At 40.0% G+C, this 15,485-nt stretch carries 15 protein-coding genes and 2 riboswitches; of the genes, 2 read left to right on the forward strand and 13 right to left on the reverse strand.

Annotated elements, in window-relative coordinates:
* Nucleotides 1-5 precede the first annotated feature (5 nt).
* Nucleotides 6-830 carry a MetQ/NlpA family ABC transporter substrate-binding protein gene (locus ACSBOP_RS12340; protein ID WP_442600839.1) on the forward strand — a complete coding sequence of 275 codons (825 nt, stop codon included), beginning with the start codon at nucleotides 6-8 and terminating at the stop codon, nucleotides 828-830.
* A 175-nt stretch (nucleotides 831-1,005) separates the two neighbouring features.
* A complete protein-coding gene (locus ACSBOP_RS12345) occupies nucleotides 1,006-1,233 on the forward strand; it encodes a hypothetical protein (RefSeq protein ID WP_442600840.1) in 228 nt (75 codons plus the stop codon).
* Nucleotides 1,234-1,237: 4 nt separating this feature from the next.
* On the opposite strand, the gene ACSBOP_RS12350 is transcribed toward ACSBOP_RS12345, so the two are convergent.
* The 13 genes from ACSBOP_RS12350 to ACSBOP_RS12410 all read right to left on the reverse strand — a co-directional run bounded on the left by ACSBOP_RS12350 (nucleotide 1,238) and on the right by ACSBOP_RS12410 (nucleotide 15,472).
* Entirely contained in the window at nucleotides 1,238-3,121 is a 1,884-nt protein-coding gene (locus tag ACSBOP_RS12350; RefSeq protein ID WP_442600841.1) for an LTA synthase family protein, read from the reverse strand.
* 131 nt (nucleotides 3,122-3,252) lie between these two features.
* Nucleotides 3,253-3,852, reverse strand: coding sequence for a DNA-3-methyladenine glycosylase I (locus tag ACSBOP_RS12355; protein ID WP_442604460.1), 600 nt, complete (start codon nucleotides 3,850-3,852; stop codon nucleotides 3,253-3,255).
* Between the two features lie 54 nt (nucleotides 3,853-3,906).
* Nucleotides 3,907-4,683, reverse strand: coding sequence for an ABC transporter ATP-binding protein (locus ACSBOP_RS12360; protein ID WP_442600842.1), 777 nt, complete (start codon nucleotides 4,681-4,683; stop codon nucleotides 3,907-3,909).
* A gap of 32 nt (nucleotides 4,684-4,715) precedes the next feature.
* Complete coding sequence (locus tag ACSBOP_RS12365; protein WP_442600843.1) at nucleotides 4,716-5,471, reverse strand: ABC transporter permease; 756 nt, start codon at nucleotides 5,469-5,471, stop codon at nucleotides 4,716-4,718.
* Complete coding sequence (locus tag ACSBOP_RS12370) at nucleotides 5,468-5,764, reverse strand: thiamine-binding protein (protein ID WP_442600844.1); 297 nt, start codon at nucleotides 5,762-5,764, stop codon at nucleotides 5,468-5,470. The genes ACSBOP_RS12365 and ACSBOP_RS12370 overlap by 4 nt, the downstream gene beginning before the upstream one ends.
* Nucleotides 5,765-5,785: 21 nt before the next feature.
* On the reverse strand, nucleotides 5,786-6,805 hold the full coding sequence (locus ACSBOP_RS12375) for an ABC transporter substrate-binding protein (RefSeq protein WP_442600845.1): 1,020 nt from the start codon (nucleotides 6,803-6,805) through the stop codon (nucleotides 5,786-5,788).
* Nucleotides 6,806-6,887: 82 nt separating this feature from the next.
* Nucleotides 6,888-7,002, reverse strand: a riboswitch (TPP riboswitch).
* Nucleotides 7,003-7,113: 111 nt separating this feature from the next.
* Entirely contained in the window at nucleotides 7,114-7,971 is an 858-nt protein-coding gene (locus ACSBOP_RS12380) for a C40 family peptidase (protein WP_442600846.1), read from the reverse strand.
* Between the two features lie 5 nt (nucleotides 7,972-7,976).
* Nucleotides 7,977-8,121: riboswitch (cyclic di-AMP (ydaO/yuaA leader) on the reverse strand.
* A 163-nt stretch (nucleotides 8,122-8,284) separates the two neighbouring features.
* On the reverse strand, nucleotides 8,285-10,303 hold the full coding sequence (locus tag ACSBOP_RS12385) for a YhgE/Pip family protein (RefSeq protein ID WP_442600847.1): 2,019 nt from the start codon (nucleotides 10,301-10,303) through the stop codon (nucleotides 8,285-8,287).
* Nucleotides 10,304-10,374: 71 nt separating this feature from the next.
* Nucleotides 10,375-10,950, reverse strand: coding sequence for a TetR/AcrR family transcriptional regulator (locus ACSBOP_RS12390; protein WP_442600848.1), 576 nt, complete (start codon nucleotides 10,948-10,950; stop codon nucleotides 10,375-10,377).
* A 110-nt stretch (nucleotides 10,951-11,060) separates the two neighbouring features.
* The gene (locus ACSBOP_RS12395) at nucleotides 11,061-11,711 is read right to left on the reverse strand and encodes a YkyA family protein (RefSeq protein WP_442600849.1); all 651 of its coding nucleotides are present in this window, start codon (nucleotides 11,709-11,711) and stop codon (nucleotides 11,061-11,063) included.
* Between the two features lie 19 nt (nucleotides 11,712-11,730).
* Complete coding sequence (locus tag ACSBOP_RS12400; protein ID WP_442600850.1) at nucleotides 11,731-12,615, reverse strand: polysaccharide deacetylase family protein; 885 nt, start codon at nucleotides 12,613-12,615, stop codon at nucleotides 11,731-11,733.
* A 174-nt stretch (nucleotides 12,616-12,789) separates the two neighbouring features.
* The gene (locus ACSBOP_RS12405; protein ID WP_442604461.1) at nucleotides 12,790-13,668 is read right to left on the reverse strand and encodes a cation diffusion facilitator family transporter; all 879 of its coding nucleotides are present in this window, start codon (nucleotides 13,666-13,668) and stop codon (nucleotides 12,790-12,792) included.
* Nucleotides 13,669-13,888: 220 nt separating this feature from the next.
* On the reverse strand, nucleotides 13,889-15,472 hold the full coding sequence (locus ACSBOP_RS12410) for a DHA2 family efflux MFS transporter permease subunit (protein ID WP_442600851.1): 1,584 nt from the start codon (nucleotides 15,470-15,472) through the stop codon (nucleotides 13,889-13,891).
* Nucleotides 15,473-15,485: the final 13 nt, after the last annotated feature.

The following is a 15,485-nucleotide window of genomic DNA, read 5'->3' on the forward strand; positions in this document are numbered from 1 at the left end:
TCATAATGAAAAAATTACTTATTTTCGCACTATCCATCTCATTAATTGCGGTACTTGCCGCTTGCGGTCAAAAAAATGCTGCCCCAGCTGCTGAAGGTAACACAAAAGAAGTAACGCTAAAAGTCGGTGCAACCGCTGTTCCACATGCTGAAATTTTAAACTTCATCAAACCTAAGCTTAAAGAACAAGGAATCGATCTTGTTGTCAAAGAATTTTCTGACTATGTTCAACCTAATATTCAAGTGTTCGAAAAACAACTCGACGCGAACTTCTTTCAACACCTTCCCTATTTAGAAGCACAAAATGCAGATCGTAAGATGGATCTTGTATCTGTAGCAAGCATTCATCTTGAACCATTTGGTGCTTATTCCAAGAAGATTACGAACATCAAAGATCTTGCTAATGGTGCAACAATAGCGATTCCGAATGATCCATCCAATGCCGGTCGCGCCCTTGCGCTTCTTGAGAAGAATGGCTTAATTAAGTTAAAAGATGGCGTTGGCATTAAAGCTACGCTAAAAGATGTTGTTGAAAATCCAAAAAACCTAAAAATCAATGAACTTGATGCTGCCATGTTGCCAAGAACGCTTGCAGATGTGGACTTGTCGTTGATCAATACGAACTACGCGCTTCAAGCAAACTTAGTTCCTACGAAAGATGCGCTATTTATTGAAGATAAAAATTCACCTTATGCGAACATCCTTGTTGCTCGTCCAGATAACAAAGATTCCGATGCTATGAAAAAGCTAATTGCTGCATTAAAAACTCCTGAAGTGAAGAAGTTTATTGAAGACAAGTATAAAGGGTCAATCATTCCTACTTTTGAATAGTGTTTGATCATTTCAAAAGATAAGACTACAAAAAACCATGTTCCCTACTTCATGTAAGGACATGGTTTTTTGTATGAAATCATTTAGTTATTTTTTACCAAATCTATCTTTTCATACGAACAAGCGTTTGTTATAATATAAACAAACACTTGTTCTCATAAGGGAGGTTTGGTTTATGAAATTATGCTATCATTTTCGCTTTATCACTTCTGATGATAAATCAATGTGGAAAGATTTAACGTTTCGATTTTACCGCGATGGTTCAGTCATGATTGTTGACAATGATACCGATGCACATGTACATCCGAAGCAGCTTAATGGAGCAGCGCTTGATTTTTACATTCGTAAACGCATCTATTTAATCAAGACCGACCTCCAAGAGAAAATTGTCAAGTACGCTTAAGCCATCATGGATTCTGTGCAAGGTGAGATTCATCTGCAAGCGGAACGCGTGGTAAACCCCTCACATAGCTATCAGACATCGCAAGCAGTTGCGATGCAGTGGCAAATTCATCTGCAATATGATCATTCGGTAACAGAGGGTCTGCATATTTGAGTGCATACTGCTCGCCATCACTCACTTTTTCACCCGGAATAAATATTTCATTGTCGTTAATGAAGGATCCTGAAGGCAAATAATAGCGCATTGGTAATAATGTACTTGTGTTGTTTAACAAATCTTTACCGAAGAATACCCGGTTATCCATTGAGAACCCTGCCAGATTCGCGATTGTTGGCATAATATCGATTTGTCCGCCTACATGCTGCAATTCCTGTTGTGTACTCACTCCTGGAATGGAAATGAATAGAGGAATATTGAACATATCCGTATAATCATAGTCTCTACCTACGATATTTTTCATTAGACCCAATTCCTTCTGGGATAAAGAATTAACTGGTAAACCAAAATGATCCCCATAGATGACAATCATACAATCTTCCCATATGCCAGCTTCCTTCAATTCGTCAAAAAACTTCCCTAGTGCTTCGTCCGTATAGTGTGCAGAGGCAATGTAATTACCGACCAACGTGTTATCATACTCATCTGGCAGCTTAATGGGATGTTTTGATTCAGGAAGATCAAACGGATGATGATTCGTCATCGAAATAAGATTCGCATAAAACTTCTGACCTTCATCATGTTTTTTCTTCAGTTCTTCTGCAGTCTTCTTATATAAAACTTCGTCAGATGCACCAAAATGAATGAAATCCTCGTCTCCGAAAAACGCTTGATCATAATATTGATCGAATCCAAGTGCATGATACAACTTATCCCGATTCCAGAACTCTACACTATTCGTATGGAATGTCAGGGATTGATACCCATAATCCTTTACCATACGAGGTAAACCTGGCAACTCCTTATCACTATATACTTGCGAAGATGCACCATTCTGAGGGACATACAATGACGTATTCAGAAGGTATTCTGCATCTGAGGTATTTCCTTGACCAATTTGCTGATAAAAATTCGAGAAATAATAGGACTGTTTCATTAAATCATTTAGAACAGGTGTAACCTCATGATCCCCAACCTTTAGACCAACTAAAAAATCTTGAAAAGACTCGAGTTGAATGACAATGATGTTCTTATCCTTCGCATCTCCGAAATGTTCATTTACGGCAGAAACCGTTTCCTGTTTGGCTTCTTTGACCGCCTCAGGCGTTACTGATTCAGCTGGGATCGTATCGGTGAACATACTGTCCATAATCGTATGAACTTCATAATTGAGAAACCCCATCTTCTCCGCCATCTTATGCTCGTTTACGATCTCCATATTCGTCGAAATAGACATCAAACAAAGTAACATGGTTACTGCAAGTACACCTAGCGTCATCCACCGCGGATATGTAATTGAATCCTGGTTTCCCCAATTACGTATTGCTTTGCTGCACAGACATAACCCAATAATGACTACGATATCAACAAATACAAGTAAATAGATAGGGTGCATGATCGTGAGCACGCTGCTTTTGACCTCTGTTACCTGTTTAAGCTGCATAAGTGCATGATAATCGACAATGACACCGTAATACTTGTAGTACATGAGAATAGCAAAATAGATAGTTGTCACAATCGTGTCCACTATCGTATACGCAAGCAACTTTCGCTTTTTGACGAGCAGCTCAATAAGACCAAATAATACCATAATTGCAGGCAAATCTGTTATTAAAGGCCTATACGTTGGAATCGAGCCTTGAATAACGGTCCAAGTAAAATACATTTTGAGTATCATCAAGATTGAAAATACAGCTGCAAGCGGAATTTTGCTCACAATACTTTTTTTCAAATGAACGACCTCCTTCTTAACATCACCCAAAGTACCACATGAACCTTAAAAACAAATGAAACCACATTAATCTCCAATTAAGTGGGCAAAAAAAAATCGACCTCATGCATAACTATGCACTAAGATCGACTTTAAACTACATGATTTTTCATTTGTTCAGGAATTGCCGTAACACTTAACTCCTTACGACAACAGCACGATGTAACGTGATCATTGATCATCCCAATGGCTTGCATGAAAGAGTAAATGATCGTTGTACCTACGAATGAAAACCCTCTACGTTTTAGGTCTTTACTGATCTTATCCGAAAGTGACGTGGAGACAGGTACATCTGTTATCTTCTCAGGCTGATTGTCAATGGGTACCCCATTTATGAAACCCCAGATGTAATTCGCAAACGAGCCAAACTCCTCCTGTATTTGGATAAACGCCCTTGCATTTGTCACTGTTGAGCGCACTTTAAGCCTATTACGTACAATACCAGGATCTAAGAGCAATTTACTTATTCGCTCCTCATCATACTGCGCAACAAGGTTTACATCAAAATGATCGAAAGCCATTCGATAAGATTCTCTTTTTTTCAAAATGGTATACCAACTAAGACCTGCTTGTGCACCTTCTAAAGTAATCATTTCAAATAAGTGTCGATCATCATGGACGGGAACTCCCCACTCTTGATCATGATAATCTACATATAAAGGGTCATCATTTACCCATGAACAGCGTGATATTGTCAAATTAAAAACGCCCTTTCCCCCGAATTTTCACTTCTCTCATTGTATCTTTTATGAATGATCATGTCCACGTTGCATCGACTCGTAGATCGCTTGCTTTAATTGTTGAAATTCTCGAGAAATCGTAACGGCAGAATCACGTGGTCTTTCCCACGGTACATGGAATTCATCAAGAACAATCGTCGGTTTTTCGGAAAGTACATAAATTCGATCTGATAAGAACAACGCTTCTTCAATACTATGTGTCACAAACAACACCGAACGCTGATATTGCTCCCAAATACCGAGGAGCCACTTCTGCATATCGAGCCTTGTGAGCGCATCCAATGCGCCAAACGGTTCATCCAGACACATCAATTCTTGCTCGGAAAGCAAAGCTCTTAAGAACGATACCCGCTGCCGCATACCACCAGAGAGCACTTGAGGAAGCTTTTTCTCATACCCACCAAGACCAATCTTCGGAAGCCATTCACGTGCTTTCACTAGTGCATCACTTCGTTTACTCCCTGCAACTTCTAGTGCTGTTATCACATTCTCTTCAATTGTGCGCCAAGGAAACAAACAATCTGCTTGCGGCATATACGAGATTAAGCCTCGCTTACCTGTCACCATTTGATTATCCAATTGGACATAGCCCGCAGTTGGTGCAGCCAACCCTCCAATGATCTGTAGAATGGTGGATTTCCCGCTCCCAGAAGGTCCGATCAAGGATACAAACTCCCCTTGTTCTACATACATACTAATGTCTTTAAGCACAATCTCAGTCTGACCTTTGTCGGAGTATGACTTTTGTATATGATCCAGTATTAGCTTTTTATTATGTGTCATAGGTATAGCCTCTTTTCAACAAATACGACATTTTACGATTTCACATTCCAGCGCACAAGCCATTTCTCTAGTAAACCGATTACTTTATAGAAAACTAAGCTAAATAATACAATGAGCAGCATAACACAAAATACGCGATCCGCACGATAGGACGATTTCGCCATCATCATGTAAAATCCAAGTCCCTTCTCCGCGCCAAGCCACTCCGCAATAACCGCTGACATGACACTGTAAGTAGCTGATATTTTAAGTCCTGAAAACATATGTGGCAATGCCGACGGAAGTTCTATCATTCGAAATATTTTCCATTTATTCCCACCAATCATCTGCATGTAGTTGTACATGGATCGCTCAGCTCGTGCAAAACCGTCCATCGCAGCTACAGCAACGGGAAAGAAACAGATTAGACTGATTGTAATTAACTTAGGTAAGATACCATAACCGAACCAGATCATCAAAAGTGGGGCAAGTATAATGACCGGGATGTTCTGTGACAAAATTAATAAAGGTGATAATCCCGCTCTTACACGGGGCATTAAATGAAGCATAACGGAAAGAACAAGGCCAATAGCGCTTCCTATACAGAAACCAAGCAGCGTTAACTTAACGGTAGCAAAGATATGTACCCATAATTTTGGAAGCTCACGCCATCCTTCTTGCATGACTTGAATAGGACTTGGTAAAATCCATTTTTCCACAGCAAGTATACTCGTCGACAATTGCCAAATAACTAGGAAAAGGCTGACCGTCACAATGGGCGGCCAGCTTTTGATTAACCAAGCTTTCATCCTCTGTATTTCTCCGTTAATTGATCCATGGTATAGCCTTTTTCAGGATTATACGCAATCTTCACTTGTGAGAGCACACCTGGGCACCCCACTTGAATCATCTCTTCATTCATTCGTTTAACAATGTCTAACAGTTGCCCAAGATCGCCTTCCATTGTCGTTTCAAGTGGACTCACCAAGTATTTCACGCCAGCTTGTTGAATGACCTCTATAGCACGATCTACATAAGGAATAACATCTTCGCCATTTTTCGTTTTAGGAATAATTTGAATGGATACTAAAGCGTTAGCCATAATCTAGTCCCTCTTTTCAACTTAATTGGATTTAGGTAGGTAGTCATTCGTGAAAGCTGCATCTACGTCCAGCTTTTTCTCTAACAACTTGTGGTCAAACATCCAATTGGAATAGTTTTCCCATACGGATCGTTTTTGCTCACCCCATCGTGGTGCTTCAGCCTTATAACGTGGGCTGAGCCACTTTTGCGAAGCCATAACTAAATCTTTATTTAGCTCTGGAACAGCTTTGATGAGGATGTTAGCTGCATCTTCCGGTTTATCGATCGCATAATTATAACCTTTCGATACAGCAGCCATGAAAGCTTTTGCAATCTCAGGTTTTTCTTTAATCAGCTTTTCACTTGAAATAACAACGGGTGTGTAGTAATCCAGTTTATCCGAATAATCGGTTAGATAAATCATGTTAACAGGCTCTTTACGCAATTCTGCCTCCACGCCTGTCCAGGCGTAGTAGATCCAAGAGAAATCCACATCACGCTTAACAGCTGTAAAATAATCCGCTTCCCCGATATTAATGGAAGTAACCTTTTTAAAATCAGCATTCTGCGTCTGCATGATCGATTCAATAACCGCTGCTTCAGCAGGTGAGCCGTAACCCCCGTACTTCTTCCCTTCAAAATCTTTAGGTGTCTTAATATTTTTATCAACGGGTGAAGCAAATCCAGAAGTATTATGTTGAATAATCGCTGCAAGCGAGACTACAGGTACACCTTGTAATCGTCCTTGTGTTATGGATTCTTGAACACCAATCCCAAACTCAGCATTTCCTGCTCCCACCATCGCCATGGAAGAGTTGGAACCTGGAAGAACAATTTCAACATTAAGCCCTTGTTCGGCAAAATATCCTTTTTCTTTTGCTACGTAAATACCTGTGTGGTTCGTATTCGGTGTCCAGTCCAGCGCAATCTTAACATCTATTAACTTCTTATCTGCACTACCTTTCGATTCGTTTGCAGACTGCTCACTTTTACCGCAAGCTGTAAGCATGAGCAGCGTTAGTACAAGAACAGCCGCAAGACCTACTTTCAATTGCTTCATGTCGCTCTCTCCTTTTCTCTCGACGAGAATCTTTCTATGACAACAAAAAAACTCCCCAACGGGAGCCAGCATTTTTGTGCATGCACAAACAAAATCATGGTTCCTACGCTGGCATTATCCAGATCAGGTTCAAGGGTCAGTATTTTGTGGAATACAATCTCAGCCGGCCAAAAATCCCAGCACCCCGTTTGTTTTTTGAAGTTCTATACCACTATATAGCAGAATTGAGTATTTGTCTATTTTAATTATTCAATGAAAAAAACCACAGATCAGCATATGGCTGTCTGTGGCTTCTTATCTTATGGCTTTTAAAGAACGCGCTTAGCGCCAACATAATACTTCGCACTCCAGCTGGAGGAAAGACTTGTTACCATTACGCTACGCCCACGGCCAGATACTGCATTAATATATTTGTCATCGCCAATATAAATCCCTACATGCGATACGCGACTGCCTTCAGCGAAGAAAACAAGATCACCAGCTTGCAAATTGCTTACTGATTTTCCAACACTGTACATATCACTTGATGTGCGTGGAAGATCATATCCGTACTTTTTAAACACATAACTTACAAAACCTGAGCAATCAAATCCACTTGGTGAAGTTCCTCCATACACATATGGAACACCTAGATATTGATTCGCTGTATCAATGAGTTGTACGCTAATTTCAGGCTTCTTCGGTGGTGCATACCATGCAGGTGCATGGAAGTTGCCATCTACGCCAAGAATCGCAATTCCATTCTTATCATCCCACTGTAAAATAAAACCTAAGTGTTCAGCCATCAATCGTACAGGAACAAATGCTACCCCGTTATGTATCACAGGCTTAGTTGTTAACTCAACTTTTCTGTCGTCAACCGTCATCTTTGTGCTGCCAGTCGTCAGTTTGAAATTATGTTTGTCATTATGTACAGTAAGTCCAACTTCATCGCCTTCTTGATTCCAAGTCAACGTGTAGCCGATATTTTCAAACAATTGACGTACAGGCACCATTAACGAGTTGTTCTCGCCAATGTATGGATCCGTATTCAGATCAACTAAACGATCATTGACTTGAATTTTGACATCTTCATTTGCTGTTTGTGCACTTGCTGTTTGTCCGATCACGAAAGCACTTCCCAGAACAGCACATGATAATACTACGGTTTTAAATAAAGTTTTCAAACGGTAATACCTCCCAGTGTCTCCGAGGTTAGTTGACGGGTTCGGGAAGAAGGTTGCTCCCTAGATCGCATATAACACGAACATTCACCCCAAGTAAATCGGTCCCCCGTACTGACTTTATGTTTAAGCCAGATTCGACAAATTATCTATTTGACTTTAACAGATTATCATATTTTGCTAGTTTTGATCAATGAATCGCAGATTAGAAAATTTTCATTTAAGGAAATTGATTCTAATCTTTTTCTTAAAATATACCAAAAACCCGCGAAGCACCTGGCTTCGCGGGTTTCCATTTTTCTAATCTACACTGCTTCTATACAGCTTCATTAGAAGCAATTACTGGATTCGGGTTCTTTTTTAAATTGATTTTTAATGTAACCCAAGTTAAAGCACCCATTCCAACAATCCATCCGATTAGGACAATTGTATTACTCCAGAAGTCATTCATTTGACCGCTCGATATGACAGCTTTAAATCCACTTACAGAGTAAGTCATTGGTACTAGCTTGCCAAACGGTTGTAGTATATCTGGAATTAATTCAATTGGGAAAGTTCCTGCTGAAGTTGTTAGTTGTACAATAAGAAGCAAGATTGCAAGGAAGCGTCCAACATCGTTAAATGCTGTAACCAAGAATTGCAAGATCGCCATGAAAGTCCAGCTCGTTACTAAGCTGAGTAAGATGAACAATCCAACGTTTTGCACTTCCAACTTCAATCCACCAAGCAAGATTATATCTGCCAGCACTGCTTGAAGCGCACCCACGACAAGCATTACACCGAATTTACTAATAAACCAACTAAATGAGTTGGGCGGTGTGATCGCAGGTTTTTTCATTGAGTATACGATTGTTAACATCAATGCACCTACGAACAATCCAAGGGATAAGAAGTACGGCGCAAATCCTGTTCCATAGTTAGGTACGGCACCATTGTTTTTCTCTATCGCAACATTTACTGGATCTGCGAACATATCAAAGTTTGAATCATTTGCTTTAATACTGCTTGTTTTGTCCGCTGCTTCTGCTAATTTACCAGATAACTCGTCTTGACCATTAACAACAGTTCCCATTCCTTCAGATAGTTTTGTTGAACCATCTTTCAATTGAACAGAACCTTCACTAATAGCTTTTACACCACCAGATAATTTCGTTAATCCATCTTTCAATTGTACACTTCCTGCAGCTAGGCCTTGAGCGCCCGTATCAACAGCCTTCGCACCTTGTGCTGCTTCATTAATTTTACCACTTAGGGTACTTACGCCTGCATTAAGTGTACCACTTGCGCCAGCTAATTGATCAGCACCTGCAGCTAATTTTTGTTGACCCGCAAGAGCAGCATCTGCTCCACCACTTACCATACCTGCTGCGCCAAGCAATTGTTTGAATTCAGGGGAATTCGCAAGTTGAGGATTTGCTTTTGCCATCGCTTCAAGTCCTGCTTTTAGCCCTTTCGCACCTGAACTCAATTTATCCATTCCTTCAACAGAACCTTTAAGACCTGTTTGAAGTGACCCGATTCCATCTTTCAATTGACCCGCTCCTGCAGAGAGCTGCTTGCCACCTTGTGCCAATTGATCCAAGCCACCGGAGAGTTGCCCAGTACCTTGTTTTAATTGATTCGTACCACCATTCAATTTGGATGCACCAGCAAGAAGCTCGTTTACACCATTATTAAGCGGCTGTGTACCTTCTGTAAGTTTCAGCAAATTGGAATCAATTTGCATAATGCCATCTTCAACTTTCTTCGACCCGTCTGTCAATTTCTTCGCGCCATCCGCTGCTTGTGCTAATCCGTCAGACAATGTAGTCATTTGCCCGAACATCGATTCTGTATAAGCACGAGTAAGTTCTTTACCTACTTTAGCTTTCATTTTCTCTATCGCACTTGCACCAATCTGCGAGGACAAGAAGTTTAAGCTTTCATTAGGAATGTATTTAATCTCGGATGGAACCGGCTTCGAATCCAACACTTTTGTTGCATTTTCCGAGAAATTCGTCGGGATTTCAATATACATATAATACTTTTGATCTTGCATGCCTTGAATTGCCTGTTCGGCCGTAACAAAATCCCATTTGAAATCCTTAGACTCATTCAACTTATCAGTAAAATCTTTACCTACATTTAACTTCTTCTCATTAAAGGTAGCTCCTTGATCTAAGTTCACAACTGCAACTGGTAGATCATTCAGCTTGGCATAAGGGTCCCAAAATGCCCAAAGAAACATGAAACTGTACAGAAGTGGAATTAAAATAACACCGATAACTGAAAATAATACCTTTTTGTTTTTGACGATGGATGCCCATTCGTGAACGATTAATCGTTTCTTATTCATATGATTCTCTCCTCCTAAAACTAACTGACCGTTTCGACCATTTGGTCACTCATGGGCCAAAAAAAGGACGCCTACCTGGCGGCCAATCCCTCGACAAAGTATAAATCGAATAAATTTGCGATTTCTTCTTTTTCAAGAGGTGGATGCGTCAGTTCCCATTCTATTACAAACGCGATATACATCTTAAACATTGCAAACGCTGTTCGCTCGGGATCGCATTGTCTTAAGTCGCCACGATCAATGGCTTCTTTAATTCGCATGCTCAAAAGGGACAATATAGCACCTTCTACTTTTCTTATGCCTTCTTTCGCAGCAGGTGTACCCATTTCTGTAATTTCATTTGTTAAACGAATCATTAAATCATGCTGTCTTCGAAATTCCAGTACTGTATAAAGAAAGCGATGCATGTTTTCATGAAAAGATTTATTAGCTTGAATAGAATCTTGTGCAAATCTTTGCACGTCTCGAATCAGCTCAAGCATAATCTCTTCAAACAATTCTTCCTTGTTCGTAAAAAAGGTGTAGATTGTTCCCTTCCCCACGTTAGCCAGTTTTGCAACCTGCTCCATGGTGGTCGCCTTATAACCGAATAGCGAGAATGATTTACTTGCTGCTTCGATAATAAGCTTACGACGGTCCACAGACATGATCGAAACCCCCTTCACAAATAATTGACCGAATGACCGTTTTGTACATTCGGTCAATCTCTGAAAAAGATCATAACATACTATTCCCCCATTTACAACACTTTTAAAAATTATTTTTTATTTTTCCCGATCACGTTCTCCAATTCCTTATATTCTTTATTAAATTGCTCAGTCAATTCATTAAATTGATCCATTAATTCCGCGACCTGATTGAAATTATTGTTACGCTCAAAGACCAGATTATCAATATCGACTAACTTACAATTCGGTTCAGCGAGTTTATCATATAGACCTTTCTCTTGATCCAGTGCTCGCTCATATATCGTTCGCATATTTTGATACACCGCGTAACGTCTCTCATATAAACTCAAAACAGAACTCGCTTGAGTTTTCATATCGGTATTACCTAAATTTCCGATGTTTGCGTTCATATTTTTGACAACATCATTAGCTTGTGTTAAAGCTTGCTTTTCTTGAGACAGAAGCGCTTTTCGCTCTTCAATGTTTTGCAAACATTTTTCAATCAAGTTCTTTACATTCAGGTTTGATTTCTTCCCATTTAGCACAATTTTATCAAAATCACGTTGATCAGCTTGCTCCATGTCGGAGATTTGATTCGACACTTTTGTCCGACTTACTTCAATTTGAAGCGCTTCTTCATATTGTTTCAAAATACTGCTTTGCACCAGTTGCTGGTTCTGACAACCTGTGAGCAGTATTACCATTGTCACGCCTATAGCAATTAAACTTTGTTTTCTCACGAAGTAATCCTCCTAGATGTTATAACCTTTTGTCTTTATAAAAATTCATCATGAAGTGGGCATTCGGGTTGTACACTTCAAACTCATAACCATTCTGTTTTAAATATTGAATGATCTTCGGAAGCGCATCTATCGTCTGCTGCTTTTCATGAAAGAGGATAACTTCTAAATTATGTTTCGCACCCTTCTTGACCTGATTCAACACTTCATCCGGCTTATTCGGGAGCTTCCAATCTAATGAATCCGTCGACCAATCCCACATTTTATATCCAGCGTTAGCTATATCCTCTCTAAATTTCCCACCAATTTGAGGCATACTGCCATAAGGAGCTCGAATAAGCGTTGACTTTTGACCTGTAATATTCTTGACTAGTGCTTGAACTTGATTAAACTCATTTAAGAAATTCGCAGACCCGCCGCCGCTATACAGTTTTTTATAATCATGCGTCATACTATGCAAACCTGGGTAGTTACCCTCATCTGCTAAGCGCTTAATTGATTTTTCGTGACCACTAATATTAGCTCCTTGCATAAAGAACGTAGCTTTGATGTCATTTTGTTTCAGTATATCAAGTAACTCCTCCGTGTATTTACTCGGACCATCATCAAAGGTTAAATATACAACCTTGCGTATTTGTCCATTATATTCTCGAGGGGCCACCTTACCCAAAGGAACCATCTTAATTTTCATTAATTCCTGAGCACTTGTCTGTGAAATTGTCTCTGCATTTGGCGTCGAAGTTGGGGATGAATCTAGTGAATTTTTAGAAGAAGTCCAATTTCGAATCGCAATAATCGCGACAAAAATAAGCACAAGGCTTATTGATATGATCAACAACTTCTTTAATCGTCGATTGTTATGACTGTTACGTCTGTTCCGTCTTTGTTGTGAATTGTATTTCATGATGCATACCCTTCTTTGCTGATATTCTTATTGTTTTTATATACTAGATTAATATAGATTAATATAGTTTGAGAGCCATTACTTTACAGAGAGGTTACAGTTATGTGAAAAAAATAATAAAAACTAAAAAAGCCATCTTTTTTATAAAAGATAGCTCGTGATTACCCCATTCAATTAGGCAAAATTTAGCGGTTCAATATGAACATGGGTGTATGCAATTTTGTATTTTTTATGAAGCCTGCTTTCTATTTGTTCACTAATCTCATGGCTTTGCACGACGTTTAAGTCATTATTAACTGCAATAATCACATCAACCCAGATATGATTTCCGTGAACTCTTGCTTTAATGTCTTTGACAAGCTGTACGCCAGGCGTGCTGTAGACCGTTTCCTTGTAAGCTTCGAGCTTTGATTGATCAAAACCATCGGATAAGGAATGTGTCGCATTCCGGAAAATGTCCCACGCTGTTTTACAAATCATTGCACCCACTAATAGCGCCGCTAATGGATCTAACCAAGGTAAGCCAAACTGTGCACCGATAATACCTACAAACGCCCCCATACTGACAAGTGCATCGGAACGGTTATCCTGCGCCACCGCCTCCATCGCCATGCTGCCGGTTGACTTTGCCAATTTCCGATTTATCCGATACACACCATACATGATTACCGCGCAGACGATACTGACCCATGCTGACATTAGATTAGGCACTTCCACACTTTCACTGAAAGCGGATAGGATAGCCTTATACAACACCTGTAAGCCAACTGCTGCCATAATGAGTGAAGCAATTAATGCTGCAATTGTCTCAGCTCTTGAATGACCGTAAGTATGGTCTTCATCAGGCGGTTTCCTAGATATTTTGATTCCAATTAAGACAGCGATTGAAGCGATAATATCTGTCGAGTTATTTAGACCATCCGCAAATAACGCCTCGGAATGATAATATGTACCCAATGTTATTTTCAAAAGAGACAAGCAGCAGTAAACGATAATACTTGTCCAGATCCCCTTTTCACCAAGCTTCAAATGTTGATTGTCCATCGCAAGCATTCCCCCATTGTGTGATTCCACTTTAATTGTACTTGACACTTTGCGAGTGGGTCTAGAGAAACAGAGTTGTCGTTTACCTGCTTAATTGCAGATGGTTATAGATGTTGCGCCGAGCTAACTTCGATGGCTGTGACCAATTTTTATCAATAAAAAAAAGGGCTTTCGCCCTGAGTGCTGTAATTCTCAAGTCAAAAGCCCTTCTATTTATCTTCAGAATGGATTAGTTCTGTTCAGCTTGAGCTGTCTCTAGCTCTGCATCACGCTTAATTTTGCCTGATCCAACTGTAAACGCAATAATAATTCCTATTGCAATGAAAACAAGGCCACTTAAAAATACAATAGATAACGATTGTGACCATGCAATCTTAATTGGGTTAAGCACTTGCTTCGTTAGTTCAGCTGGCATCTGGAGTGCCTCAGGTTTAATAAGAACGCCGAACATTTTATTATAGTCCCCACCAATTAAATCAAGCGTTTGCTTTACAACTGGATTAGAAGTCACTTCTTCTGTATTCATCATTGCGGACATCTTCGTTGGAAGCGTCTGATTCATCACCGTACTTAAAATGGTTGCACCAATTGTACCCCCAATCGAGCGGAAGAAAGTGGAGGAGGAGGTTACTGTACCCAACATTGACTTTGGAAACTCCGATTGCACCACGATGGTTAGAGTTGGCATAACTAGACCCATCCCGATACCAAGAACAACCATGTAGGAATAAATCATAATCGTTGTCGTCTCAATTCCCATCGTACTCATAAGCAGGAATCCAGCTGCTGCAATGATCATACCTGCCGCTAATACAGAGCGATAGCGGAAGCGCAACAATAACTGACCACCCAATATGCTCGCAATAATAAGCGAGATCATCATCGGTGTCATAGCAGAACCTGCCGCGGTGGGTGATACCCCCATAATGCCTTGCATGAACATCGGGATAAACATAATCGCTCCGAACATCCCAAGTCCAAGAAGAAACCCAAGAATATTCGTCGTTGCGAACACACGATTTTTGAATAGAGATAAATCTAAAATAGGTTCATCTGCGCGTCGCTCCACCAGAACGAACAAAATGAAGAATAAAAGCGAACCACCAAACACAAGCAAGCTTGTTGTTGACATCCATTCGAACTTATCCCCTGCAAACGTAAGACCAAGCAATAAAGAAACAACTGCTGGGATTAAAGTGAGGATACCTAGATAATCAATTTTAGGTTTAGATGACAGTGTAATTTTCTCATTCTTAAGCCCCATAAAAATTAATACAGCTGAGAGTAGACCAAATGGTACGTTAACCAAGAATATCCATTTCCAATCAATCGTATCCACTAAGAAACCACCAATTAATGGACCAATGATCGAACTTAATCCGAAAATAGCCCCGAACACGCCCTGCCATTTCGCACGCTGTTCAGCTGAAAAAATAAGACCTACAATCGTCTGAGAAAGTGGCATGATCATCCCGCCGCCAATCCCTTGAATAGCACGATAAATAATGAGTTGTTCCATTGTTGTAGCTGTTGCACAAAAGAATGAACCTGCTACGAAAATGATCGTTCCTAGCAAATACATACCCCGACTACCAAACATATCTGCAAGCTTACCTACAATAGGAACGACTGTTGTTGAAGTTAGCATATAAGCCGTTGTCACCCAAGCAAATAAAGTTAATCCATTCAAATCTTCGATAATCGTCGGCATTGCCGTACCCACTACCGTCTGTTCAAGCGCACTGAAAAACATTCCAATAATAAGACCAATCAGTACAATATTACGATTAATCCCTTTCTTTTCTGTACTCATCCTATCCACTCTT

Origin of the sequence: Paenibacillus sp. KN14-4R (assembly GCF_052180255.1) — a bacterium.
Classification (GTDB): Bacteria; Bacillota; Bacilli; order Paenibacillales; family NBRC-103111; genus Paenibacillus_AM.